This is a genomic window from Streptomyces sp. NPDC101234 (genome assembly GCF_044767525.1).
In the GTDB taxonomy this organism is placed as follows: Bacteria; Actinomycetota; Actinomycetes; order Streptomycetales; family Streptomycetaceae; genus Streptomyces; species Streptomyces sasae.
The window spans coordinates 46,233-70,173 of record NZ_JBIWOA010000049.1; the positions used below are offsets into that span (position 1 = coordinate 46,233).

The window sequence follows — 23,941 nt, forward strand, 5'->3', positions numbered from 1 at the left end:
CGGTCAGACCTCCGCCGCGACCAGCTCCAGCAGCCCGCGCCCCGCCCGCCCCGAGAACCACTCGGCATGCCCGACGTAGTACTCGTACGCCAGCCGGGTGTTCTCGGCCGAGCGGGTCACCCCGTGGAAGTAGTCCAGTTCGGAGAGCGCGAACTCGGCGTGGACCAGCGGGAGCAGGGCGGGCAGTGCCGCCGACTCGGCCGGTGAGAGGGGGCGGACCGACTGGTAGCCGTGCAGCAGCGCCACCGCGTCCCGCTCCCGCACCGGGCGGTCGGGGGCCAGCCACTGCACCGTGTTGCGTTCCAGCGCGGTGGCCAGGTCGTGCACGGCGGTCGTGCGGTCGCTCATGCCGAAGTCCAGGACCGTGGACACCGCACCGTCCTCGCCCCACAGGAGATTGGACGCGTGCCAGTCGTTGTGGGTCCACAGGGGCGTTAGACCGGACAGGTGGGGAGCCAGCCGCTCGTGCAGCGGAAGGAGGACGCGTGCGGTGTCCTCGCGCCAGGGAAGGTCCGCCAAGGCCCCTTCCAGGTGCGGCCGTTCGGAGACGTACCCGTCCAGCGCCGACCAGGGGTCCGGGGCGGCGAACACCGTGAAGGAGGCCACCAGCGGGCGCGGCGCGCGGCGCGGCGCGGTGAAGCCCTCCGCCGCCAGGTGCAGCCGGGCCAGCGCCTCGCCCGCCGCCCGGGCGTGGGCCGGTCCGGCGAAGGGCGACCAGGACAGGGCGTCCCCGTACAGGTCGGTGCCGGTACCGGCCGAGTGCACCTCGTACGTCCACTCGCCGCGTCCCACCGCGTCCAGCACCTCCACCACCGGCACCCCGTGCTCCCGCAGATGGCGCAGGAAGGCGTGCTCCTCGGCCAAGCCTGCCAGGGTGCGTACGGAGACATGGTGCCGCTTCACGAACAGGCGCCGCCCGTCCCGCTCCACGACGGCCGCCGCCGACAGCGGGCGCGGGCTGCGCCACAGCACCCGCGCCGGACCCACCACGTCCGTGACCTCGACCTCGGTCAGCGCCGGCCAGTCCGGCTCGACCAGGTCGGTGCCCATTCCGTGGGCGAGATGCGTACTCACGGTGCCGTCACCGCCGTCGTGCCGCGCAGGGCGTCCAGGACCCGGCGTTCCACGGCCGCGAACTCCGGTGCGGTGAAGTCCCGTTCACCGTGCGGCAACGGGACCTCCACCCGGTCGACCACCGTGGCCGGGCGCGGCGACAGCACGTGGACGGTGTCGGCGAGCAGCACCGCCTCCCGGATGTCATGGGTGACCAGGACGACCGTCCAGCGGTGGCGCTGCCACATCCCGGCCAGCCACAGTTGCAGCTCCGTGCGGGTCAGCGAGTCCAGCGCGCCGAACGGCTCGTCGAGCAGCAGCACCGGCCGCTCCAGGACCACCGTGCGCAGCAGCGCGGCCCGTTGCCGCATACCTCCGCTGAGCTCGGACGGATACGCCCGCTGGAAGCCGTCGAGCCCGAAGTCGGCGAAGAGCGCCCCGGCCCGCGCCCGTGCCTCCTTCTTCCGCACTCCCTGTGCCTCCAGGCCCAGCGCCGTGTTGTCCAGCACGGTCCGCCACGCGAACAGCAGGTCCTTCTGCGGCATGTAGGCGACCTTGCCGGAGGCCACCCCGGCCGGTTCGCCCTCCACCAGCACCTGCCCGGAGGTGGGCGCGTCCAGCCCCGACACCAGGTTGAACAGCGTGCTCTTGCCGCTGCCGCTCGGCCCGATGACGGCCGCGAACTCACCGGGTTCCACGGCGAGTTCCAGATCCCGCAGGACGTCGAGCGTCCCGAAGGACTTGCCCACGCCCCGCACCCGCAGCCCGCTCACGACCGCCGCTCCTTCCGCTCCCAGGGCAGCACCAGCCGCTGCACCAGATACGTCGCACCGAACAGCGCGACGCTCAGCGCGGCCGTCACCGCCACCGCCGCGAACACCAGATCCGTCCGGAACGCGCTCTTCTGCGCCTGCATATAGATCCCGAGCCCCGACTCGGCGCCCGCGTACTCCGCGAACACCGCGCCGACCACCGCGTAGGTGATGCTCACCCGCAGTCCGGTGAAGAAGTACGGCATCGCGCCCGGCACCCGCACCAGCCGGAACGTCCGCCACCGTCCCGCCCCCAGCGACCGCAGCAGCCGCATCGCCTCCCGGTCGGTCGCCGCGAACCCGGCGGCCAGGTTGGCGGTCAGCGGGAAGAACGTCGTCAGCGTCACCACCAGCATCTTCGGCAGCAGCCCGAAGCCGAACCAGATGATCAGCAGCGGCGCCACGGCGACGACCGGGATCGTCTGCGAGGCGACCAGCAGGGGATACAGGCCCCGGCGGGCGGCGGACGAGAAGTCCAGCACCACCGCCACCAGCCAGGCCGCCGCGAACGACAGCGCGAAGCCCAGCAGCGTCTCCTGCAGTGTGGGCAGCGTCTGGGCCCACAGGTCGGCGCGGTTCGCCCAGCCCTGTTCCAGTACCCGGGCGGGGGAGGGGAGCGTGGTCGGATCGACGCCGGCCGTCGTGACGTACAGCTGCCAGCCGCCGACCAGCACGGCAAGCACCAGCAAGGGCGGCCACAACGACCGCAGTACGGCGCTCACTTGGTGTCCGGGAGATAGGCGTCGGTGAAGAACGCGGAGGTGTCCGGCGCCTTCGTCAGCTTCTTGCCGTTCGCGTCGACGAGCAGCCCGGCGCCGTACTCGAAGTCGGCGAAGGCCTTCCAGCGCGCCGCGCTCTGGGTGCCGGTCGTGCCGTCGGCGCCCTTGTAGTACTCCTTGGCCAGCAGCCGTGAACTCTCCTTCACCAGGCGTGTGTTGGTGAGCACGCTCTTGTTGGCGGCGATGAGGAGATCGGCGGACTGATCCGGGTGGCCGGCCGCGTAGCGGTACCCCTTGTCGACGGCCGCGAGGAACTTCCTCGCCACCGCCGGGTTCTTCTTCAGGAACTGGTCGGAGGACGCGATCAGCGTCGAGTAGATCGCCGGGAAGCCGTAGTCGGAGAGCTGGAAGTCCTTGAGCGGCTTGCCGCTGAGCTTCGCCTCCAGGCCCTCCCAGGTCGGCATCGGCATCGCGAAGTCCGCCTTGCCCGCGTAGAGCGCCGCGTAGGCGGAGGTGTTGAGGGTGACCTGCTTGAAGTCGCCCTTGCCGCCGGCGTTCTCGATGACCTTCTGGAGCAGCGGCTTCTCGTAGGGGGCGCCGAAACCGGCGTACGTCCTGCCGTCCAGGTCCTTCGGCGAGGTGATGTCGGTGCGGTCGGCGCGCACGGACACGGTGACGTCCGTCTTCTGGGTGACGGCGTAGACCGAGGTGATGTCCTGGCCGGCCGCGCGGGCGGTGGTGACGCCCTCCTGGTAGGAGATGCCGAAGTCGGCCTTGTGGGCGGCGATCAGGGTCTCGGGCGCGGTCGATCCGTAGGGGACGATCTTCAGGTCGATGCCGGCGTCCTTGAACCAGCCCTTGGCCTGGGCGACGTAGATGCCGGTGTGGTTGGTGTTCGGGGTCCAGTCCAGGGCCAGGGTGACGGTCGTGGTGCCGTCCTTGGCGGCGGCCGTGGAGTCGGTGTCGGCCGAGCAGGCGGTGGTGACGGCGAGGAGCGCGGTGGCGGTCAGGGCCGGCAGTGCGGTGCGGCGGAGCATGCGGAAAGTCCTTCGTGCGGAGGGGAGTCGGGCTGCGGGAGCGGTCAGGCCCGACACAGCGCGCTGTCCACCCGCTTGAAGTCGACGGCGAGGCGCCGCGTCAGCAGGGTCACGCGGTCACGTCCAGCAGGCCGTTGGTGAAGGAGCGGTCCCAGCCCGTGTCGTGTGCGATGGCGCCGTGCTCGGCGAGCCAGTGCGCGTAGGGGCCCATGCGGTCCGCGTCGATCACGCCCCAGCGGCCCTCGGCGTCCGTCCAGGTGGGGGCCACCAGCGCGAGCGAGCGGGCGATGAGAGGCCTCGGGAAGTAGGGGATGACCCGCTCCAGCAACTCCAGTGCGGCGGCGGGCTCCTGGGCGGCGGACGCATAGCCGCGGGCGGTGGCCGTCAGGAAGTCCCGCACCACGGCGGGGTGTTCGTCGAGCAGTCGCTCACTCGTGCCGAGCAGATAGCTGTGGTAGCGGGGCGCGCCGATCTCGTCCACCGGCCAGGTCACCCGCCGGTCCTCCGGCAGTTCGCCGCGCAAGGCGTCCCAGGACCAGTAGTTGCCGAACGTCGCGTCCGCCTCGCCCGCCTCGATGTCGTCCACGGTCAGCTCCCGGGCGCCGGCGTCGACGGTGATCACCGCGTCCGGATCGCCGCCGTCCGCCGCGACCAGGTGACGGACCATGGCCCGCCCGCGCGGGGTCGGGTTGTAGGCGAGCCGGCGGCCGGCCAGATCACGCGGCCGGGTGATGCCGGTGGACCTCGTGGTCTGCACCGCCTCCAGCCCCCGGTGGTTGACCGCGGCCACGGCGATCAGCCGCTGGCCGTGCAGTGCCCGCCGGGCGAGCAGCCGGTTCGGCGGGAAGATCCCGAACTCCACCTCGCCCCGGGCCAGGTACTCCAGCGTGTCCCCGCGTCCCGGGTCCTGCACCACCAGCTCGACGTCCAGGCCCGCCTCGGCGTACCAGCGGCGGGCGCGGGCGACGTAGAGCCCGGCGGAGTTCGGCCAGGGATGAAAATAGTCGAGCATGACCCGTATATGCGACATGGGTACTCCGAAGGCGGCGCGCACAGGCGCGGAGGAACGAGCGAAGGGGGAGCGAAGAGGGAGGGGAGTGACGGTCAGCGGGACCGGCGACAGCACAGGTGACAACAACAGGAGCGGGCAGCGCGGTGGAACACCGTGGGCTGCGGCTCGACTGCTGTGGACACGTGAACTCCTACGCGGGGCGCAAAGCGCTGCTGGTGCGGTCGGCGTCCCCATGGGGACCGCGCCCGCGCTGCGGCGAACGGATCCCAGACGCCCTCTCAGCCCGGTCGGGGAGGGGCTCCCGCGTAGATGGCCGAAACCATAACCGCAGCTCCCGGATGCTGTGCAAGCCGAGTCCGGAATGTGGGACGGCGCTGACCGGCCACCGAGATGCCCAGGTCGCGGGCGTACGATCGGCCGCCATGACCTCCCTGCTGCCCGGCCCCCTGGTCGACGACTCCTGGCTCGCGGCCCACCTGGACGACCCGCGGCTGGTCGTCCTCGACGCCACCGCGCTGCTGCCCTCGCCCCGCCACGACGGCGACCACCGCTCCGCGAGCGGCCGCGCGGGCTGGGCCGAACGCCATGTCCCCGGCGCGCACCATGCCGACCTGACAGGAGACCTCTCCGACCCCGAGGCGCCCTATCACTTCGCCGTACCGGCACCGGAGGCGCTCACCGCCGCGCTGGCCCGGCTGGGCGTGGGGGAGGACAGCGAGGTCGTCGTCTACGACACCGGAGGCGGTATCTGGGCGGCCCGGCTGTGGTGGATGCTGCGCGCGATCTCGGTACCGGCCGCGGTGCTGGACGGGGGCCTCGCCGCCTGGGAGACGGCGGGGCGCCCCCTGGCCGCGGGTGATGCCGAGCCGGAGCCCGCCGCCGTGCCGGTGACACCGGTGCCGCGACCCGAACTCTGGTCCGGGATCGAGGAGGTGGCGGCGATCGGGCGGGGCGAGCGGCCGGGCGTACTGGTGTGTGCGCTGCCGACGGGCGGGTACGACGGTTCGGCGCCGACGCGCTACAGCAGACGGGGGCACATTCCGGGGAGCGTCAGCCTTCCCGGGCGGGGGCTGCTGGATGACACCGGGCGGGTGCTGCCGCGTACCCGACTCGGCGAGAAGGCAGGGGCGTTGAGCGATGCCTCGCCGGTCGTTCTCTACTGCGGCGGAGGGATTTCGGCGGCGGGGGCGGCGCTGGCGCTGACCGTGCTGGGCCGTGAGGACGTGTCGGTGTACGACGGTTCACTGGAGGAGTGGTCCAAGGACCCTGCGCGGCCAATGGAGTTGGGCGGGTGAGGGTGAGGCGGTGAGTCGTCGGGTGCGGGTGCGTGGGGGCTGGTCGCGCCCACGTGGCGGAGCCGCATATCGGCACAGCCCCGCGCCCCTGAGTCGACTGCCCTGCCGTTCGTGGGCTGGTCACCGGCATGGTCGAGGCACGTATCCCTCCCCCGAAGGCTACGTGCCTCGACCGCTTCCCCCGGCGCCGGACTGTGGTCCGACCACCCGCGTCCGCGGTCGTGCCGGTGTCACCAGCACATGACCGCAGTCTCCCCCGACCCCCATGTCGAATGGAGACGGACGCGGACGAAATAGCGGCGGCCCTTGACGAGCCTGACCCTGAGCCTGGCGTTGTGCGGGGTACCCCCGTCGTCGTGGCCGGCGAGGTACCGCGGTTCCCCGTCGCGCTCCTCGAAGACCACGACGACGGAGTCGCTCGCCCCGAAGGTGCCCACGCTGTAGACGCGGGTCTCCGGCGGCTCCAGGGCGAAGTCGGCCTGTTCGCCCGTGCCGAGGCCCAGCGGCACCGAGCGGAACGGCACCAGTGCGGCCGGGCTGCCGGCGGGCGGATACCAGCGGAGCACGAACTCCTTGTCCGCCGGGGACAGCGAGCCCGGCGGGTACAGCCCGTTGTGGTACTGCTCCGGTTCCAGGATCAGCCCCGGTCCGAAGGGGTACTGCATCACGGACTGCGGGTCCCACACCGAGCCGTTGGCCTCGGACGGGTCGAGCGTGCGCAGGATGTTGAAGTGCGTCTTGTCCCGGCTCCAGTGGTTCGGCGGGCCGAAGAGGTCGGTGTAGACCGCCTCGTCGTCCCAGTGGAGGCCGGCGAACGGGCTCTGGTGCTCGTGCCGCATGCCGAGCGCGTGCCCGATCTCGTGCAGCGCCGTCCAGCGGCCGCCGGGCTCCGTCAGGTCCCAGCCCAGGTTCATCGTGCGCTCGCCCAGCCCGACCGAGAGCGCGTCCCGGCCCACCGCCGACCAGGATCCGTCGCCCAGCTGGAAGCCGATCCGCAGCTCGGCCTCGCAGCGGTCGAGGACCTCGGTGAACGTCACCCCGATGCCGAGGTCCTGCCACTCCCGGAAGCTTTCCCGCACCACGTCCAGCTGTTCCTTGGCGCCGGCCCACGGCACCAGGCGCGTCTCCGCGGTCCCTGGGACCGGGATCACCGAGGCGTCGGTGTCGGCGTCGAAGAAGTAGTAGTGCAGTGCCGTGCCGTTGACCCACATCCGCCGCCCGCCGACCAGCGCACTCAGCCGCTCGGCGGCCAGTCCCGGCGCGAAGGCCGGGGACGGCTGCCGCGGAAGCGAGCAGTAGCGTCGGGTCATGCGTTCAGACTGCCGTTCCACCCGGCCGGGCGCCTGAGTCGGAAGCTACTCAAGTCCCCCTGTATCAGAGCTGAGCAACCCGACTCATACTCACGTGACGACTTACGAACAGGACGCGAGAACCCTCGAACTGCCCTGGCCGTTCACCGGCCGGGAGGAGGAACTGGAGCTGGTGCGGCGGGCGTCGGTCGCCGGACGGCAGGGCGTCGTGGTGACCGGACCGGTGGGCAGCGGCAAGACCCGGCTGATCACCGAGGCCGTGCGGGGCGCCGACTGCGCCCGGGTGACCGGCACCCCCGAGACCAGCTCCCTCCCGTTCGCGGCGTTCGCGCACCTGCTCACCGACCGGGTCTCGCTGCCCGGCGCGGTCCGCCACCTGTCCGGCGTACGGCTCCTCGTCGTCGACGACGCCCACCTCCTCGACGAGGCCTCCGCCGCCCTCGTCCACCAGCTCGCCGTGCACGGCCGCACCCGGCTCGTGGTGGCCGCCGCCGACACGGCTCCCGTCCCCGGCGCCGTGTCCCGGCTGTGGACCGGGGAACTCCTCACCCACCTCGCCCTGGAGCCGCTGTCGTACGACGGGACGGACCGGCTCCTCGCCGACGGCGGCCTGGACCCGCTCACCGTGCGCCGGCTGCACCGGGTGTCCCGGGGCGATCTGCGGCTGCTGCGCGAACTGCTCGGCACGCTGCGCGAGTCCGGTCGGCTGACCCGGGTCCCGGACACGGGCGAGTGGGCGTGGCGCGGCCCGCTGCCGCTCACCGCGACCGTACGGGACCGGATCGCGCCCCTGCTGGACCGGCCGGCCCCCGGTGAGTACGACACCCTGGAACACCTCGCCTTCGCCGAGCCCCTGCCGCAGCACCTCGACGACGGCCTCGACCTGGGGATCCTCGAACGGCTGGAGACGGACGGCCTGATCCACGTCGACGACCAGGGCGCCGTCCGCCTCGCCCACCCCCTGCACGGGCCCGCGCTGCGCGCCCGCGCGGGGCGGCTCCGGGCCCGGCGGCTGGCCCGCACCCCCGACCAGTGCGAGCCGGCCCTGAAGGACGAACAGGAGCAACTGGAAGTACGGATCGAGCAGTTGGACGTACGGGAGGCGCCGGCCCCGGTGGGGGAGTGGCTGGCTGCGGAAGGCCTGCCCGTACCGGCCGGGTACGCGGCCGTGCGTGCCCGGTACTCGCGGCTTCGGGGGGAGCTGCGAGAGGCGGCGGCATGGGCGAGGGAGGGACTGCGGACGGCGCCGGGCGACGCCTCCTGCAGTACCGAACTCGCCCTCGCCGCCGCCGAGTCGGGGGAAGGTGCCGTAGTGCGCGAGGACGGGGGTCTTGCGCACTACGGCACCGTACGGCTCGGTGAGCCCGCCCGGGCCGCGGGGCGGCCGCCCGGCGTGCTCGCACTGCACGCGGAGGCCCTCGCCCGCGGTGACGGACCCGGCCTCGACCGGGCCGCCGAGGCACTCGCGGAGCGCGGGCTGCTGCTGTTCGCCGCCGAGGCCCACGCCCAGGCGGTCCGCGCCCACCGTGACCCGCGGGCCGCCCGGATGTCCCGCACCCGCGCGGTCGCCCTCGCCCGCCGCTGCCAGGGTGCCCGCACCCCGGCCCTGTCCGGCCTGGTCCTCGGTGAACTCACCGCCCGCCAGCGCCAGATCGTCACCCTCGCCGCCGCGGGCCTGAGCAACCGCCAGATCGCCGAGCAACTGACCCTGTCCGTACGGACGGTGGGCAACCACCTCTACAGCGCGTACACCCGCCTCGGAGCAGGCGACCGGGCCGCGCTGCCATGGCTGGTGGAGCAGCCGGACGCGCAGTCGGCATAGGCGGAGACGCTCAGGCCGCCCCGAACGCCGCGAACGCCCACCCGGTCGCCTGGTGGACCGCGTCGCCCGGCAGGGCGGCCCGGGCGTCCCGCAACGCCTCCGCCAACGACAGCCCGGCGCCCAGCCCCTTGTGCAACGCCAGCATCAACGGCACCACCGCCGCGTCGTTGACGGGCGCGCTGCTCGCCACCACCCCGGCCGTGCCCAGCGGCAGCAACGCCGTGACCAGGCCGAGGAGTTCGTCGGCACCGACCGACGCGAGCCGGGCCGTGTCGCAGCTGGAGAGGATGATCCGGTACGGGCTGCGGTCCAGGCGCTCGAAGTCGTGCACGATCAGCGGACCGTCGGCCATGTGCAGCGAGGAGAAGAGCGGACTGTCCGCGCGGAAGCTGCCGTGCGCCGCGATGTGGGCGAGCGCTGCCCCGTCCAACTCGCGCAGAACACGAGGGACTTGGGCGTCATCGTGCTCCAGGACCGTGGCCGTCGCGTAGTGGCCGGCCACCTCGGGCACCTCCGCGCCCCCGGTGGTCAGCTCCGGCCCGCGGACCAGCACATGCCGGCCACCCGGCGGCGGCTCGGTCTCCCGGGCCCGCAGCCAGCTCCCCGCCGACGGCGACACACTGAGCACCCGCTCCCGCAGCGAGGGCAGCAGGGCCCAGGTGACCCGGTGCAGCACCCCCGGCGGCACGATGACCACCGGCCCGGACCCGAGATGCGCGGCGGCCCCGCCCAGCAGCAGCTCCTCGAGCCGCCGCCCGGCGGCCTCCACGACCGGCAGCCGCCCCTCCGCCCCCGGATGCGCCAGCCGCCGCAGTCCCGCCTGGACATGCTCCGCCTCGTTGACCGCCTCCGCCAGCAGACCCCCCTCGAAGCGCCGCACCCGGCCCTGTCCGCACAGCAGGATGTGCACCCGGCCGTCCAGGACGGCGAGTTCGACCAGACGCGCATCGCCCAGCCGGTCCAGGAGACGGGCCGGGTCGAACCGGTCACCCTCCCCCGGGGCGTCGCCGCTGGTGTGGTGGGTACGGGACCGGATCTCCCGCTCCAGCCGCCGCTGTTCGCGCTCCAGAGCGGGCACCGGCCGGCCCTGCCGGCGGGCCTCCGCCGCACGGGCCGCGATCTCGCGGAACGCGGTCAGGGAGGAGAGCAGAACCGGGTCGGCGGGCGGCCGGGTCGGGGGAGCGGACAGCACCGTGGCCCGCCAGCGCTCGCTCCACTCCAGCAGCCGGCGCGGGCCGCCGTGCGCGAGGCTCGCCTGCTGGGCCAGCGCGGCCAGCTCCGCGCCCTGCGCGGTGGCCCGGGCCCGCAACTCCGAGGCGCCCAGGGTCATCCGGTGGTCATCGAGCACGTCGAGCCCACGCCGGCAGGCCTCCAGGACACCACGCCGGGAACCCGCCGCCCGGGCGCGCAGGGCCTGCGCCGCCCAGCCGGTCATCCGGGCCAGCGGCGGCCCGCCGTGCCTGCTGCGCGCCGCCACCGCCAGATGCCGTTCCGCATCGGCCGTCCAGCCCAGCGCCAGCGCGATCCGCCCCGCCAGCAGCGAGGCCTCCGGCGCGGCCGGCGCACCGAACGCCGCCAGCTCGTCGGCGACCGCCGCCGCGTCCTGCACCAGCCGCCCCGAAGCGGCGCCGCCCGCCACCCGCGCCTCGATCAGCACCAGCCGGGCATGCGTCTCCCACCAGGTCCGCCGCTGACCCGAGAACAGCCGGACCGCGACGGCGGCGCGGGCGATCGCGGTCTGCGCGTCCCCGGTCGACAGCGCCGACCGGGCGGCGGTCAGCAGCAGTTCGGCCTTGCGGGTGGACTGCCCGCCGATCCGGTCCAGGGTCGCGATCGCCGCGTCCGCCTCGGCCAGCGCCTCCGGGGCCAGCCCGGCCGCCATCAGCACGTCACAGCGCGCGATGTACAGCATGAACGAGGGGGTGCCCAGCTCGTCGTACCGTTCCTTGGCCTCGGCCAGCAGTCGCAGCGCCGCCGGGATGTCGCCGGACCGGTACGCGGCCAGGCCCCGGTTCTCCACGGCGACCGCCTTGTCGTGCTCCTGGCCCGTCGTCTCCCACAGCAGCTCCGCCGCCGTGAAGTCCGCGTCGGCCCGCTCCACCGCGCCCATCGCCAGATGCACGGTGGCCCGCACGCTCAGCGCCCGCGCGGTCCAGATGACGTCGTCGGCCTGCCGCAGCACCGGTATCGCCCGCCGCAGGTCCTCCAGGGCCTCCTTGTGCCGGCCCAGCACCCATCCGGCGAACGCCCGCCGGTACAGCACCCGCGCCCGGGTGTGCCCGTTGCCCCGGGCCACCCCGCGGTCCAGCGAGTCCAGCCCCTGCCGCGTGCGCCCCGCGTGCACCAGGGCGACTCCGAGGGTGGCGAGCACGTCCGCCTCCCGCTCCGCCGAGTCCGCGCGGGCCGCGAAGTCCCGGGCGCGCCGCAGATGGTCGAGGGCCACCGCAAGATCCCCGAAGTCCCGCTGCCAGATGCCGATGACCTGGTGGGCGACGGACGCGTCCAGCGGCGACGGATCGGAGCGAAGGACGCGCTCCGCCCGCGCCAGGGCCTCGCCGGGGGCGGCGAACACCATCGGCAGGAGTTCCGTAACCGAATCGCTTCGCGCAGTCACCCCTCGGATGGTAGTGGCCTGGGCATACATGCCCCACAGGTTTGACGCTGTATCAAGCGGCGGCTTCGCGAGTCTGACTGAAGAACGCCGCTTCTGGGGGAGGAGACAGGCCATGGCACCACAGCGATTCCACGAGCAGTTCGATCAGATCCAGCGCTCCATGCCGGACGTACCACTGGCGATGGGGCCGGACGACGCCCATGAGTTCCTGTACGAGAAGGGGGTGGTCCTCGCCCGCGACGGCGAGGAGGCCCGGGTCGTCGAGGACAGCGTGCGCGCCCACTTCACCGCGACCACCGGCCTGGTCGCCGACCATGTGCGCAGGGCGGGACCGGAGACCAACCGCACCGGGGTCACGCGCATCCAGGTCGGCGACCCGAGCCACGGCGATCGCACCGGGGACCTAGCTGTCCGGCATGCGCTGCGCGCCCTGCGGGAGGCGGAGGGCCGCGCCGGCCGCCGCCTGGTCAGCCGCAACCACGTGGTGTCCACCACCCCGAACGCCAACTCCTGCAACCCCTGCGAACCGCTCCCCGCCCTGCTCACCCAGACACCCAACCCGCAGACCGTGGCGGGGAGTTACGACCCGGACACCGCCGTCAGCGTCCTGGTGATGGACACCGGTCTGGTGCACGACTACCGCTCCTACCCGCTCCTCGCCCGTGTCCAGGGAGACCCGCAGATCGCCGAGACCGACGCCGAGGGAATCCTCCAGCAGTACGTCGGCCACGGCACGTTCATCGCCGGACTCATCGCCGCCCTCGCCCCCAACACCGACATCACCGTCACCAACACCCTGAACGACGCGGGTGCCATCCTGGAGTCCGAGTTCGGGGGCAAGCTCTTCGAGGCGGTCGACCAGCACGGCTGGCCGGACATCATCAGCCTCTCCGCCGGTACCCCGAACGGCAGCGCCGACGGACTGCTCGCCGTCGAGGCCTTCATGGACGCCCTGCGCGACCAGCCCACCCTGCTCGTGGCCGCCGCAGGCAACAACGGCAGCGCCTCCAACTTCTGGCCCGCCGCCTGCGCCGACCTGACCGGCTACGAGAACACGGTCCTCTCGGTCGGCGCACTGCGCAGCGACGGCGAGTACGGCGCCTGTTTCACCAACTTCGGCAGCTGGGTCAAGGTCTACGCCCCCGGCGAGCAGCTCATCGGGGCCATGGCCGGCTTCGACGCACCCGTGCCGTACGTGTACCAGCACACCACCTACGACGCCTGCCGGTTCGGCTTCACCTACGCCTGCACCTGCCAGTACCCACGCCACACCGGCGTGTTGACCGACACCGGGACGACCGGCCCCGGCAAACCGGACCAAGTGATGTTCGAAGGGTTCGCACAGTGGAGCGGAACATCGTTCGCCACCCCCATCGTCGCCGGCCTCGTCGCCGACCGGATGACCACGACCAAGGAGGCCGACCCGCGCGCGGCACGCGCCCAACTCCTCCAGGACATCACGGATTACGCCGAGGTACGCGGCACCCCGGTACCTGCGCTCCGCCCGGCGACCTGGCAGCCGGTCCCCGTCGTCCGGCTGGCACCCATGGCATGAGTTCCGGAACACTCCCCTCCACGGCGTACGATGACTTGCCGTACACGAGGGGTGGGACCGTGGACCGAGCAGAGGTCGGCGCGCTGGTCCAGTGCGCCGTCGACGGCGACGCGGCGGCCTGGAAGGCGCTCGTGGAAGGGCTGAGCCCACTGGTGTGGTCAGTGGTGCGCGCACACCGGCTCTCCGACGCCGACGGGCACGAGGTGTACCAGACCGTCTGGTTCCGGTTCGCCCAGCACCTGGGCCGCATCCGGGAACCCGAGAAGGCGGGCTCCTGGCTGGCCAGCACCGCACGCAACGAGTGCCTCAAGGTCATCAGGAGCCTGACCCGGCTGCTGCCGACAGACGACCCGCAGGTCCTCGACCGGGTCAGCGAGGACCGTACGCCCGAACAGTCCCTGATCGACGCGGAGGACGCCGCCGCCGAGGCCGAGCAGATCCGGCTGCTGTGGCAGGAGTTCGAGGAACTCGGCGACCGGTGCAGGCAGTTGCTCCGCGTCCTGATGGCCTCGCCGCCGCCCAGCTATGTCGAGGTGTCCGTGGCACTGGGCATCGCGGTGGGCAGTATCGGCCCGCTGCGCCAGCGCTGTCTGCGCCGGCTGCGGGCCCGGCTCGACGCGAGGGGAGCGGTGTGAACGCCATGGACACGGGCGACGACGAGGGCTTCGGCAGCACCGGGTTCGACGAGGCCGGCGAGTTCGATGCCGACGCACTGGAGGAGGAGTTGCGCCGGGCGGCCACCGTCCTCGACCCGCTCCCGGCCGGCCTGCTCCAACTGGCCATGGACGCCTACGTCCTGCACGACCTGGACGCCCGGATCGCCGAACTCACCTTCGACTCCCTGGTGGACGCCATCCCGGTCAGAGGGGCCGAGGCTCCGCCCCGGATGCTCACGTTCCAGGCGGGCGGGCTCACCGTGGACGTCGAGGTCACCGGCGACGGACTGCTCGGCCAGGTGCTGCCCCCGCAGTCGGCGCGCATCGAGGTGCTCGGCGGCCCGGCGGCGGTGCAGCCGCTCACGGTCGACGGCATGGGCCGCTTCGCCGGTGAGACCCCGCCCACGGGGCCGTTCGCGCTGCGGCTGCGGACCGGCGAGGATGTGATCGTCACGGAGTGGCTGCGGGCGTGAGGCACCGTCACCAGGTGACCGGCAGCGTCAGCGGCCCCCGGACCATCGTCTTGCGGCGCCACTCCACCTCCTCCGCCGGCACCGCGAGCCGCAGCCCCGGCAGCCGGTCGAGAAGGGTGTCGACCAGCAACTCGGTCTGCAGCCGGGCGAGAACCGCGCCCGTGCAGTGGTGCGGGCCGTTGCCGAAGGCGAGATGCGGGTTCGGGTCGCGGTCGGGGACGATGCGGTCCGGGTCGGGGAAGACAGCCGGGTCGCGGTTGGCGGCGAGATAGGAGACGTACACCGGATCGCCGGCCGCGATCCGGGTGCCGTCGCCCAACTCGACGTCCTCCAGGGCGATCCGGGCGAGCCCGACCGTGCTGCGGTGCGGGATCCAGCGCAGCAGCTCGTCGAGGACCGGCCCGCGCTCCACCGGCCGGTCGCGCATCCATGCCATCAGCTCCGGCCGGGTGAGCAACAGGTACAGCATCTGGCCGCAGTTGTGGGTGACCGCCTCGCCGCCGATCTGCAGCGGACCGGCCAGCCCCACGGCCTCCTCCTCGCCGATCTCGCCCCGGGCCACGGCACCCCCGAGCAGCGAGTACACGTCGTCACCGGTGCTGTCGGCACGCGCGCGTACGGTCTCGGTGATCCACCCGTACAGGCCCTGCTTGGCCGTGTCGGCGGCCTCGACGCCGCCCGAGGTGGAGATGATCTGCCGGGTCCAGGCGTGCACCCGCTCCCGGTCGGCCTCCGGCACCCCCATCACCTCGCTGACCACGATGATCGGGAACGGCTCCAGCACCCTCCCGATCAGATCCGCGGGCGGCCCGTCCCGTACGACCCCGTCCACCAGTCGGTCGAGGATCTCCAGCGCCCGGGGCCGCAGCCGCTTCATCGCGCCCACCGTGAAGGCACCGGCGACCGGCTTGCGCAGCCGGTTGTGGTCGGGCTGGTCGGCCCACGCCAGCGAGCCCGGGCGGGGCTGGAAGTGCGGGGCGAGCCGCGTCACCTGCCGCCGGGTGACCTCGTCCCGGCTGAACCTCGCGTCGTTGGTGACGAGCCTGACGTCCTCGTACCGGGTGGCCAGCCACGCCCAGCCCTCGCCGAACGGCAGCCGGATCCGCGTCACCGGACCCTCCGCCATCAGGGCGGCGAGGACCGGGTCGAACTCCGTCCCCTCCAGGTCGAGCGCCGCCCAGTCCCGTACGGGCCCCGTGGCCTCGCAACCGGGCGCGGCCGGCTCCGTCCTGACGGGCGTGAGTATCTCCGTGGCGAAGGGCGTGACCGGCTCGGCCGTCGCGGGCGTGGTTATGTCCGTCGTCATGGATCCACCCTCGTACGGCCCTCACCCGGTGTCCTGCGGGAATGCTCCAGGAGGGGGCAGGGGGGAAGTCAGCGGCCGGCGGAGTCCACGAGCCCGGCGAGGGCGCCGGCGAGCCGGTCGAGTCCGGGCCCGGCCGGGCCACCGGGCTCGGCCATGTACAGATCCCGCCGGATCTCCACCATCAGCGCGTTGACCCGCGCGTCCGTCCCGTAGAACTCCAGCGGCACATAGGTTCCACTGAACGGGCTGTCCAGGCCGGTCTCCCCGCACCCCGCGAACGCCTTCCGCGCCGCCTCGGCCAGCCCGGCCGGCGTGTGGAAGCGGTCCGTGCCCAGACACACCGGCGGCCGCGGTCCCGCCCCGTGCAGCTCGTAGGGCAGCGCCCGGCTCGGATAGGAGTGCACGTCGATCACCACGGCCCGCCCGGTCGCGGCCAGCCGCCCGGCGACGGCCTCCGTCATCGCCCGCGCGTACGGCCGGAAGTACCGCGCGACCAACGGCCCGGGATCCACGTCCTCCTGCCGCAGCACGCCTCGGTGCGTGGTCCGCGTGTACACGGCCCCCATCCCGACCGCGAGCATCTCCTCCCGCTCGTCCGGGAACCGCTCGGGATCGACGACCAGCCGGGACAGCCGGTTGACGAACCGCCAGGGGGTGATCCCGGCGAGGTCCGCCGCCGCCTCCGCGATCTCGGCCGTGTGCGCGTCCGTGATGTGGTCCAGCTCCCGCTCCAGCGCGGCATCGTCGAGCTCGATGCCCGCCCTGACACCGGCCGGGATCGTCCGCGCCGAGTGCGGCACATGCAGGATCACGGGCGACTCGTCGGCGCCGGGGCGGAGTTCGTACGACGGCTGGGACACGGGCGGCTCCGGGGGCGTTGTCAGTGGCAGGGTGCAGGATCAAGGTGTCACATCGACGACCGACGAGGGCGGGCCGCTCACCATGCCGATCAGCAATCCCCGGATCACCGGGCACGCCTTCCTGGCGGAGCTGTCCGAGGACGACTACTTCCCCGGCCGCGTGGTGGACCGGGGCAGGGCGATCCTCGTCCGGCTCTGCGAGCGCATCGAGGCGGACAGCCCCGCCGACCTGCCCGCGCTCTACGCCCTGACACACGCGGCCACCGAGGAGTTCAACGCCTTGGAGGCCGAGTTCGAGGCGGCCGGCAGCGAGATCGAGACCGTGGCCCGGGAGGAGATAGGCGGGGACTTCTGGGTCATCGCACAGGCGTACGGCTTCGAGGACGCGGATCCCGAGGAGCTGATCGCGCCCCGCGAGTGGTGAGCCGTCAGCCGAGCAGCTCCGCCACCAGCGCGCCCACCTGCCCGGTCTCGATCAGGAAGCCGTCGTGGCCGTACGGCGACTCGATCACCCGGAGCCGGTCGGCGGACGGGATCAGCGCGGCCAGCTCCGACTGCTGGGCCGGGGGATAGAGACGGTCGGAGTCGACGCCCGCGACCAGCGTGCGGGCCGTGACCCGGCCGAGGGCGGCGCGCACCCCGCCCCGGCCGCGGCCGACGTCATGGGCGTTCATCGCCTCTGACAGCACCACGTAACTGCCCGCGTCGAAGCGCCGTACCAGCTTGGCGGCGTGGTGGTCGAGATACGACTCGACCTGGTAGCGGCCGCCGGTGAAGGGGGCCTCGCCCGCCTGCGGTGTCCGGCCGAAGCGGATCGCGAGCTCGGGCTCGCTGCGGTAGGTGACATGGGCGATCCGGCGGGCCAGGCCCAGGCCGGCGTGCGGGGCGCGTCCGGTGCGGTGGTAGTCGCCGCCGTGCCAGTCGGGATCGGCGCGGATCGCGCCGAGCTGGGCGTTCGTCCACGCGATCTGCTCGGCGCTCGCCGCCGCCGTCGTGGCGAGCAGCAGCAGGGCACCGACCCGCTCCGGGTACGACACCGCCCACTCCACGGCCCGCATCCCGCCCATCGACCCGCCGACGACCAGCGCCCACCGCCCGATGCCCAGTGCGTCGGCGAGCCCGGCCTCGGCCGCGACCTGGTCGCGCTGGGTCAGGAAGGGGAAGGCACCGCCCCAGGGCGCACGCCCCTCGGCACGCGGGGAGGCCGGTCCCGTGCTGCCCTGGCAGCCGCCCAGGACGTTCGGGGCGACGACGAACCAGCGGTCGGTGTCCAGCGCCAGGCCCGGCCCGACCAGCCCGTCCCACCAGCCCGGGGTCAGATGCCCCGGTCCGGCGGGCCCGGCGACATGGCTGTCACCGGTGAGCGCGTGCAGCACCAGCACGGCGTTGGAGGCGTCGGGGGCGAGCCGGCCCCAGGTCTCGAACGCCAGCCGTACGCCGGGCAGTTCGCCGCCGGCCTCCAGCGGAAGCGGGTGGTGTGTGACATGCCACCGGCGGCGGCCCGGCGGATCCCCCTCCCGCCAGCCCCCGTGAGCCGGCGGAAGGGGAACCCCCGCATGCGGGACGGCGTTCAGGACGCGGCGCCCTTGGCCGCGCGGAAACCGGCCTCCAGGTCGGCCTTGAGATCGGCGAGGTTCTCGATGCCGACCGACAGCCGCACCAGGCCGGGCGCGGTCCCGGTCGCCGTCAACTGCTCCTCGTCCAGCTGGCTGTGGGTGGTGGACGCCGGGTGGATGATCAGGCTGCGGACGTCACCGATGTTGGCGAGATGGCTGAACAGCTCGACCGCGTCCACGAACCGCTTGCCCGCCTCGATGCCGTCCCGCAGTTCGAAGGAGACGATCGCGCCGGCACCGTTCGGCAGGTACTTCCGCCCCGCCTCGTACCAACGGCTGGACGACAGGCCCGGATAGTGGACGGCGGCGACCTCGTCGCGCTGCTCCAGCCACTCGGCGAGGGCCTGGGCGTTGGCCGAGTGCCGCTCCAGGCGCAGGCTCAGCGTCTCCACGCCCTGCAGCAGCAGGAACGCGGAGTGCGGTGAGAGCGCCGGGCCGAGGTCGCGCAGCAGCTGCACCCGCAGCTTGATGGCGTACGCGCCGGGGCCGAGGGCCGGCCAGTACCGCAGGCCGTGGTAGCTGGGGTCGGGCTCGGTGAAGTCGGGGAAACGGTCGGAGTGCGCGCCGAAGTCGAAGCTGCCGCCGTCGACGACCACCCCCGCGATCGCCGTACCGTGCCCGCCGAGGAACTTGGTCGCCGAGTGCACGACGATGTCCGCGCCGTGTTCGAGGGGCCGCAGCAGGTACGGCGTCGGGACCGTGTTGTCCACGATCAGGGGCACGCCCGCCGCGTGTGCCACGTCCGCGACCGCCCGTACGTCGAGGACGTTGCCGCGCGGGTTGCCCAGCGTCTCCGCGAACAGCGCCTTGGTGTTCGGCCGGATCGCGGCCCGCCAGGCCTCGGCGTCGTCCGGGTCGTCCACGAAGGACACCTCGATGCCGAACCTCGGCAGCGTGTGCCGGAACAGGTTGTACGTGCCGCCGTAGAGGGACGTGCTCGACACGATGTGGTCGCCCGCGCCCGCCAGCGTCAGGATCGCCAGGGTCTCCGCGGCCTGCCCGGACGACAGCGCCACCGCCGCGACCCCGCCCTCCAGCGAGGCGATCCGCTGCTCGAAGACGTCCTGGGTGGGGTTGTGGATGCGGGTGTAGATGTTGCCGGGCTCGGCGAGCGAGAACAGGTCGGCGGCGTGCTGCGTGTCCCGGAACACGAACGACGTCGTCTGGTAGATCGGCGTCGCCCGGGCACCGGTCGTCGGGTCCGGTACGGCCCCGGCGTGGATCTGCCGGGTCTCGAACGACCAGGCCGGGGCGTCGGATCCGGCCTGCGTCTCCTCGGGCGTGTGACCGGCGGTGACGGAGTCGATGGGCTGGCTCATGGTGCTGCTCCTCGTGCGGGAAGGCATGACGGCGTGCGCGCAGGGGCACGCGTCGGCAGAACGGAGGGGAGGGACGGGGTCGGGCCGGAGCGTCAGCTCACGGCGGGACAACCCATGGTGGTGACACGCACGAAGTCCACGTGGCGTCGGCTCACAAGCACCGTCATGCGCTGAGCGAACCACAGCGGATCCGGACGGACCAGACACCTGGCGCGCGTGACATGCAGACTTCACGAACGGGATACACACCGCCCGCCACGGTGGCGGCGAGACGGGGCCGGACATGGCTCCGCCCCGGCAGGCGGGGTGCCTGCCGGGGCGGAGACTTCAGGATCTACAGGAGGCGGCTGCGGCTCAGAGGGCCGCGAGCGCCGCGTTCCAGGTGGCCGACGGGCGCATGACCGCGTCCGCCTTGGCCTTCTCGGGCTGGTAGTAGCCGCCGATGTCGGCCGGCGAGCCCTGGACGGCGAGCAGCTCGTCGACGATCGTCCGCTCGTTCGCCGTGAGCGTCTCGGCGAACGAGGCGAACGCCTTGGCGAGCTCGGCGTCGGCGGTCTGCTTGGCCAGCTCCTGCGCCCAGTACAGGGACAGGTAGAAGTGGCTGCCGCGGTTGTCGATGCCGCCGACGCGACGGGTCGGGGACTTGTCCTCGTTGAGGAAGGTCGCCGTGGCGCGGTCGAGGGTGTCGGCCAGCACCTTGGCGCGGGCGTTGCCGGTGAAGTCGGCGTACTGCTCGAAGGAGGGGACGAGCGCGAAGAACTCGCCGAGCGAGTCCCAGCGCAGGTAGTTCTCCTTGACCAGCTGCTGGACGTGCTTCGGCGCGGAGCCGCCGGCGCCCGTCTCGAACAGGCCGCCGCCCGCCATCAGCGGGACGACCGACAGCATCTTGGCGCTGGTGCCCAGTTCCAGGATCGGGAAGAGGTCGGTCAGGTAGTCGCGGAGCACGTTGCCGGTGACGGAGATGGTGTTCTCGCCGCGGCGGATGCGCTCGACCGACAGCTTGGTGGCCTCGATCGGGGACAGGATCCGGATGTCCAGGCCCTCGGTGTCGTGCTCCGGCAGGTACGCGTTGACCTTGGCGATCAGCTGCGCGTCGTGGGCGCGGCCCTCGTCCAGCCAGAAGACGGCCGGGTCGCCGGTGGCGCGGGCGCGGGTGACGGCGAGCTTCACCCAGTCCTTGATCGGCGCGTCCTTGGTCTGGCAGGCGCGGAAGATGTCACCGGCGGCGACCGGCTGCTCGATCACGACGTTGCCGGCCGCGTCGACCAGGCGGACCGTGCCCGCGGTGGCGATCTCGAAGGTCTTGTCGTGGGAGCCGTACTCCTCGGCCTTCTGCGCCATCAGGCCCACGTTCGGGACCGAGCCCATGGTGGACGGGTCGAAGGCGCCGTGGGCACGGCAGTCCTCGATCACGGCCTGGTAGACACCGGCGTAGGAGGAGTCCGGGATCACCGCGAGGGTGTCGGCCTCCTGGCCGTCCGGGCCCCACATGTGGCCGGAGGTGCGGATCATGGCCGGCATCGAGGCGTCGATGATGACGTCGGAGGGCACGTGCAGGTTGGTGATGCCCTTGTCCGAGTCGACCATCGCGAGGGCCGGGCCCTCGGCGATCTCGGCGTCGAAGGAGGCCTTGATCTCGGCGCCCTCGGGCAGGTTCTCCAGGCCCTTGAGGATGCCGCCCAGACCGTCGTTCGGGGACAGGCCGGCCGCCTTGAGGGTCTCGCCGTACTTCGCGAACGTCTTCGGGAAGAAGACGCGCACCACGTGACCGAAGATGATCGGGTCGGAGACCTTCATCATCGTGGCCTTCAGGTGCACGGAGAACAGGACGTCCTCCTGCTTGGCGCGCGCGATCTGCGCGGCCAGGAAGTCGTTGAGCTGCGCGACGTGCAGCACGGAGGCGTCGACGACCTCGCCCGCCAGGACCGGTACGGACTCCTTGAGGACCGTGGTGGTGCCGTCCTCGGCGACCAGCTCGATCCTCAGCTTGCCGGCCTCGGAGATCACCACGGACTTCTCGGTGGAGCGGAAGTCGTTCTCACCCATGGTCACCGTGTTGGTCTTGGACTCGGAGGTCCAGGCGCCCATGCGGTGCGGGTGGGTCTTGGCGTAGTTCTTGACCGAGGCGGGGGCGCGGCGGTCCGAGTTGCCCTCACGCAGGACCGGGTTCACGGCGGAACCCTTGACCTTGTCGTAGCGGGCGCGGATCTCCCGCTCCTCGTCGGACTTCGGGTCGTCCGGGTAGTCCGGCAGCGCGTAGCCCTTGCCCTGGAGCTCGGCGACGGCGGCCTTCAGCTGCGGGATCGACGCCGAGATGTTCGGCAGCTTGACGATGTTGGCCTCGGGCGTCTTCGCCAGGTCGCCCAGCTCGGCCAGCGCGTCGGGGATGCGCTGGTCCTCGTTCAGGTACTCCGGGAAGTGGGCGATGATGCGTCCGGCCAGCGAGATGTCGCGGGTGTCCACGGCGACACCGGCCTGCGAGGCGTACGCCTGGACCACCGGCAGGAACGAATGCGTCGCCAGGGCCGGGGCCTCGTCTGTGTAGGTGTAGATGATGGTCGAGTCAGTCACCGGGTGCTCCGCTCCACGTCTGCAACATTGCTCGACATCAAGATATCTCGTGATCGACCCGGGCTCGACAGGGGTCCGCGACTCGGAAGATCGGATTTTCAGACTTTGCTTTCGGATCCTGGGCAACCGGATCGATCGCAACGGTGGTCATGACAAGCGAGCGACCATCGACCGGCGGCCGGAGTGACCACCCGGCCGCCCGAGCGAAAGCTGACCATGAGATATCGCACCAGAGTGACGGCCCCGGCGGCCGCCCTGCTCGGCACGGCGACCGTCCTGGCCACGGGGGCCCCGGCCCTCGCCCGTCCCTTCTCCGCGGGGGAGAAAAGCGGCGTGGCGAGGACCGGGGGCGACACACCGGCCCCGGGCCCGGAGACCCTCGGCGACCCCGTTTACCCGGCCCTCGGCAACGACGGCTACCGGGTCCTCGCCTACGACCTCGATCTCGCCTACGACGGCACGACCCGCCTGGTCGACGCCACCGCGACCCTGCGCATCCGCACCACCCAGGACCTGTCCCGGCTCTCCCTGGACGCCCTCGGACTGGACATATCCGCCGTGCGTGTCGACGGCTGCGACGCCGCCTTCGAGCAGGCGGACGAGAAGCTGAGGATCACGCCCGCCCGGCCCCTGCGGGCGCACGACGACCTCACCGTGTGCGTGGCGTACGGCGCCGACCCGCGCCGCACCCTTGCGCACACCGCCTGGGTGCCCACCCCGGACGGCTTCGCGATCTGCCCGCAGCCGAACTCCGCGCACACCGTCTTCCCGTGCAACGACCACCCCTCGGACAAGGCGGACCTCACCGTCCGCGTCACCGTGCCGAGCGGTGTGCGGGGCGTCGCGAACGGCCTGCTGACCTGCACCGAGAACCTCTCCGACGGCCGGACGGCGTACACGTACCGCTCCCGCTCGCCGATCGCCACGGAACTCGTCCAGATCACCGTCGGCGACTACGTGGTCAAGGACCGGCAGGGGCCGCACGGCCTGCCGCTGCGGGACGTCGTCCCCACGGCCCGGGCCGCCGCCCTGGAACCGGCGCTCGCCCTCACCGCGGGCCAGGTGGGCTGGCTGGAGGACCGGCTCGGCATGGCCTTCCCGTTCGAGACGTACGGCCTGCTGCCCTGCAACTCCGACGACCCGAACGCCTTCGACTTCACCGGCCTGGAGACCCAGACCCTCACCCTCTACAAGCCGAACTTCCTGCTCCAGGCGGAGCCCAAGATCGGCTCGCACATGATGCACGAGCTGGTCCACTCGTACTTCGGCAACATGGTCAGCCCCGCCACCTGGGCCGACCTCTGGCTGAACGAGGGCCACGCCGACTTCTACGGGCTGCTCTACCGCTACGAGCGCGGCTGGCCGGACTCCCTGGGCCTCACCACCATGGAGGCCCGGATGAAGGACACCTACGCCCGCGGCGACCAGTGGCGCCACGACTCGGGCCCGGTGGCCGCCCCGAACGAGGTGAATCTCTTCGACAGCCAGCGCTACCTCGGCGGCGTCCTGGTCCTGTACGCGTTCCGCGAGCTGGTCGGCGAGGACGCCTTCCACGCGGTCGAGCGCACCTTCCTGGAGCGCTTCCGCTACCGCTCGGCCTCGACTGCGGACTACGTCGCGGTGGCCACGGAGGTCACCGGCCAGGATCAGGCGGGTTTCCTCCGTGACTGGCTCTACGGCGCGACGACCCCGCGGATGCCGGGCCACCCGGACTGGACGGTCACCCCGGTGACCCAGAGCCCGGCCACCCCGCACAGCCTGCGCGGCGGCCACCACCACGACAACTCGGCCACGCTGTAGGCGAATCGGCAGGGGGCTAGTAGGACTCCGTTAAGTTGCTCTGGCTCTCGGGTTCTGGCTGGTGGGGGTTGTTCTGGGCAGGGGTTGGTGGCAGGTGGTGCAGGTGCCGGT

Annotated in this window: 19 protein-coding genes; 7 read left to right on the forward strand and 12 right to left on the reverse strand. The window is 72.5% G+C overall.

What is annotated here, in order from left to right; genetic code table 11:
* Window positions 1–3: 3 nt before the first annotated feature.
* The 5 genes from ACIRR9_RS49545 to ACIRR9_RS49565 all read right to left on the reverse strand — a co-directional run bounded on the left by ACIRR9_RS49545 (window position 4) and on the right by ACIRR9_RS49565 (window position 4,633).
* Window positions 4–1,074: a phosphotransferase enzyme family protein gene (locus ACIRR9_RS49545; RefSeq protein ID WP_403766620.1), complete on the reverse strand. Its 1,071-nt coding sequence runs from the start codon at window positions 1,072–1,074 to the stop codon at window positions 4–6.
* Window positions 1,071–1,826 (reverse strand): ABC transporter ATP-binding protein, encoded by a 756-nt coding sequence (locus ACIRR9_RS49550; RefSeq protein ID WP_403766623.1) that lies wholly within the window; start codon window positions 1,824–1,826, stop codon window positions 1,071–1,073. Before ACIRR9_RS49550 ends, ACIRR9_RS49545 begins: the two co-directional genes overlap by 4 nt.
* Window positions 1,823–2,587, reverse strand: coding sequence for an ABC transporter permease (locus ACIRR9_RS49555; RefSeq protein WP_403766626.1), 765 nt, complete (start codon window positions 2,585–2,587; stop codon window positions 1,823–1,825). Before ACIRR9_RS49555 ends, ACIRR9_RS49550 begins: the two co-directional genes overlap by 4 nt.
* Window positions 2,584–3,621 (reverse strand): ABC transporter substrate-binding protein, encoded by a 1,038-nt coding sequence (locus tag ACIRR9_RS49560; protein WP_403766628.1) that lies wholly within the window; start codon window positions 3,619–3,621, stop codon window positions 2,584–2,586. Before ACIRR9_RS49560 ends, ACIRR9_RS49555 begins: the two co-directional genes overlap by 4 nt.
* Window positions 3,622–3,730: 109 nt before the next feature.
* Complete coding sequence (locus ACIRR9_RS49565; RefSeq protein ID WP_403766631.1) at window positions 3,731–4,633, reverse strand: ABC transporter substrate-binding protein; 903 nt, start codon at window positions 4,631–4,633, stop codon at window positions 3,731–3,733.
* Window positions 4,634–5,055: 422 nt separating this feature from the next.
* Here ACIRR9_RS49565 and ACIRR9_RS49570 point away from each other — a divergent pair, with 422 nt between their 5' ends.
* Entirely contained in the window at window positions 5,056–5,928 is an 873-nt protein-coding gene (locus ACIRR9_RS49570) for a sulfurtransferase (RefSeq protein WP_403766633.1), read from the forward strand.
* Between the two features lie 230 nt (window positions 5,929–6,158).
* Here ACIRR9_RS49570 and ACIRR9_RS49575 read toward each other — a convergent pair whose 3' ends face one another.
* Window positions 6,159–7,238, reverse strand: coding sequence for a M12 family metallopeptidase (locus tag ACIRR9_RS49575; RefSeq protein ID WP_403766636.1), 1,080 nt, complete (start codon window positions 7,236–7,238; stop codon window positions 6,159–6,161).
* 94 nt (window positions 7,239–7,332) lie between these two features.
* Between ACIRR9_RS49575 and ACIRR9_RS49580 the strand changes: the two genes are divergently transcribed.
* Window positions 7,333–9,060 (forward strand): LuxR C-terminal-related transcriptional regulator, encoded by a 1,728-nt coding sequence (locus tag ACIRR9_RS49580; RefSeq protein WP_403766639.1) that lies wholly within the window; start codon window positions 7,333–7,335, stop codon window positions 9,058–9,060.
* Window positions 9,061–9,070: 10 nt separating this feature from the next.
* Here the strand turns inward: ACIRR9_RS49580 and ACIRR9_RS49585 are convergent, their stop codons facing one another.
* Complete coding sequence (locus tag ACIRR9_RS49585) at window positions 9,071–11,635, reverse strand: CHAT domain-containing protein (RefSeq protein WP_403766661.1); 2,565 nt, start codon at window positions 11,633–11,635, stop codon at window positions 9,071–9,073.
* A gap of 151 nt (window positions 11,636–11,786) precedes the next feature.
* Between ACIRR9_RS49585 and ACIRR9_RS49590 the strand changes: the two genes are divergently transcribed.
* The 3 genes from ACIRR9_RS49590 to ACIRR9_RS49600 are packed head-to-tail and all read left to right on the forward strand — an operon-like array spanning window position 11,787 to window position 14,358.
* A complete protein-coding gene (locus tag ACIRR9_RS49590) occupies window positions 11,787–13,229 on the forward strand; it encodes a S8/S53 family peptidase (RefSeq protein WP_403766642.1) in 1,443 nt (480 codons plus the stop codon).
* Window positions 13,226–13,864, forward strand: a complete 639-nt coding sequence (locus ACIRR9_RS49595) for a sigma-70 family RNA polymerase sigma factor (RefSeq protein ID WP_365344933.1) — start codon at window positions 13,226–13,228, stop codon at window positions 13,862–13,864. The genes ACIRR9_RS49590 and ACIRR9_RS49595 overlap by 4 nt, the downstream gene beginning before the upstream one ends.
* Window positions 13,865–13,869: 5 nt before the next feature.
* Window positions 13,870–14,358, forward strand: a complete 489-nt coding sequence (locus ACIRR9_RS49600; RefSeq protein ID WP_403766664.1) for a hypothetical protein — start codon at window positions 13,870–13,872, stop codon at window positions 14,356–14,358.
* A gap of 7 nt (window positions 14,359–14,365) precedes the next feature.
* On the opposite strand, the gene ACIRR9_RS49605 is transcribed toward ACIRR9_RS49600, so the two are convergent.
* Together ACIRR9_RS49605 and ACIRR9_RS49610 are read right to left on the reverse strand one after the other, a co-directional pair.
* A complete protein-coding gene (locus tag ACIRR9_RS49605) occupies window positions 14,366–15,664 on the reverse strand; it encodes a cytochrome P450 (protein WP_403766646.1) in 1,299 nt (432 codons plus the stop codon).
* Between the two features lie 68 nt (window positions 15,665–15,732).
* Window positions 15,733–16,524: an N-formylglutamate amidohydrolase gene (locus tag ACIRR9_RS49610; protein ID WP_403766649.1), complete on the reverse strand. Its 792-nt coding sequence runs from the start codon at window positions 16,522–16,524 to the stop codon at window positions 15,733–15,735.
* A gap of 82 nt (window positions 16,525–16,606) precedes the next feature.
* Here ACIRR9_RS49610 and ACIRR9_RS49615 point away from each other — a divergent pair, with 82 nt between their 5' ends.
* Window positions 16,607–16,948, forward strand: a complete 342-nt coding sequence (locus ACIRR9_RS49615) for a DUF5713 family protein (RefSeq protein ID WP_403766667.1) — start codon at window positions 16,607–16,609, stop codon at window positions 16,946–16,948.
* 4 nt (window positions 16,949–16,952) lie between these two features.
* Here the strand turns inward: ACIRR9_RS49615 and ACIRR9_RS49620 are convergent, their stop codons facing one another.
* The 3 genes from ACIRR9_RS49620 to ACIRR9_RS49630 form a co-directional block, all read right to left on the reverse strand.
* Window positions 16,953–18,098 carry a homoserine O-acetyltransferase gene (locus tag ACIRR9_RS49620; protein ID WP_403766670.1) on the reverse strand — a complete coding sequence of 382 codons (1,146 nt, stop codon included), beginning with the start codon at window positions 18,096–18,098 and terminating at the stop codon, window positions 16,953–16,955.
* Window positions 18,095–19,459, reverse strand: coding sequence for a bifunctional o-acetylhomoserine/o-acetylserine sulfhydrylase (locus ACIRR9_RS49625; RefSeq protein WP_403766652.1), 1,365 nt, complete (start codon window positions 19,457–19,459; stop codon window positions 18,095–18,097). The genes ACIRR9_RS49620 and ACIRR9_RS49625 overlap by 4 nt, the downstream gene beginning before the upstream one ends.
* Window positions 19,460–19,813: 354 nt before the next feature.
* A complete protein-coding gene (locus ACIRR9_RS49630) occupies window positions 19,814–22,030 on the reverse strand; it encodes an NADP-dependent isocitrate dehydrogenase (protein ID WP_403766654.1) in 2,217 nt (738 codons plus the stop codon).
* Window positions 22,031–22,246: 216 nt separating this feature from the next.
* Here ACIRR9_RS49630 and ACIRR9_RS49635 point away from each other — a divergent pair, with 216 nt between their 5' ends.
* Window positions 22,247–23,830 (forward strand): M1 family metallopeptidase, encoded by a 1,584-nt coding sequence (locus ACIRR9_RS49635; RefSeq protein ID WP_403766657.1) that lies wholly within the window; start codon window positions 22,247–22,249, stop codon window positions 23,828–23,830.
* The last annotated feature ends 111 nt before the right edge of the window (window positions 23,831–23,941 follow it).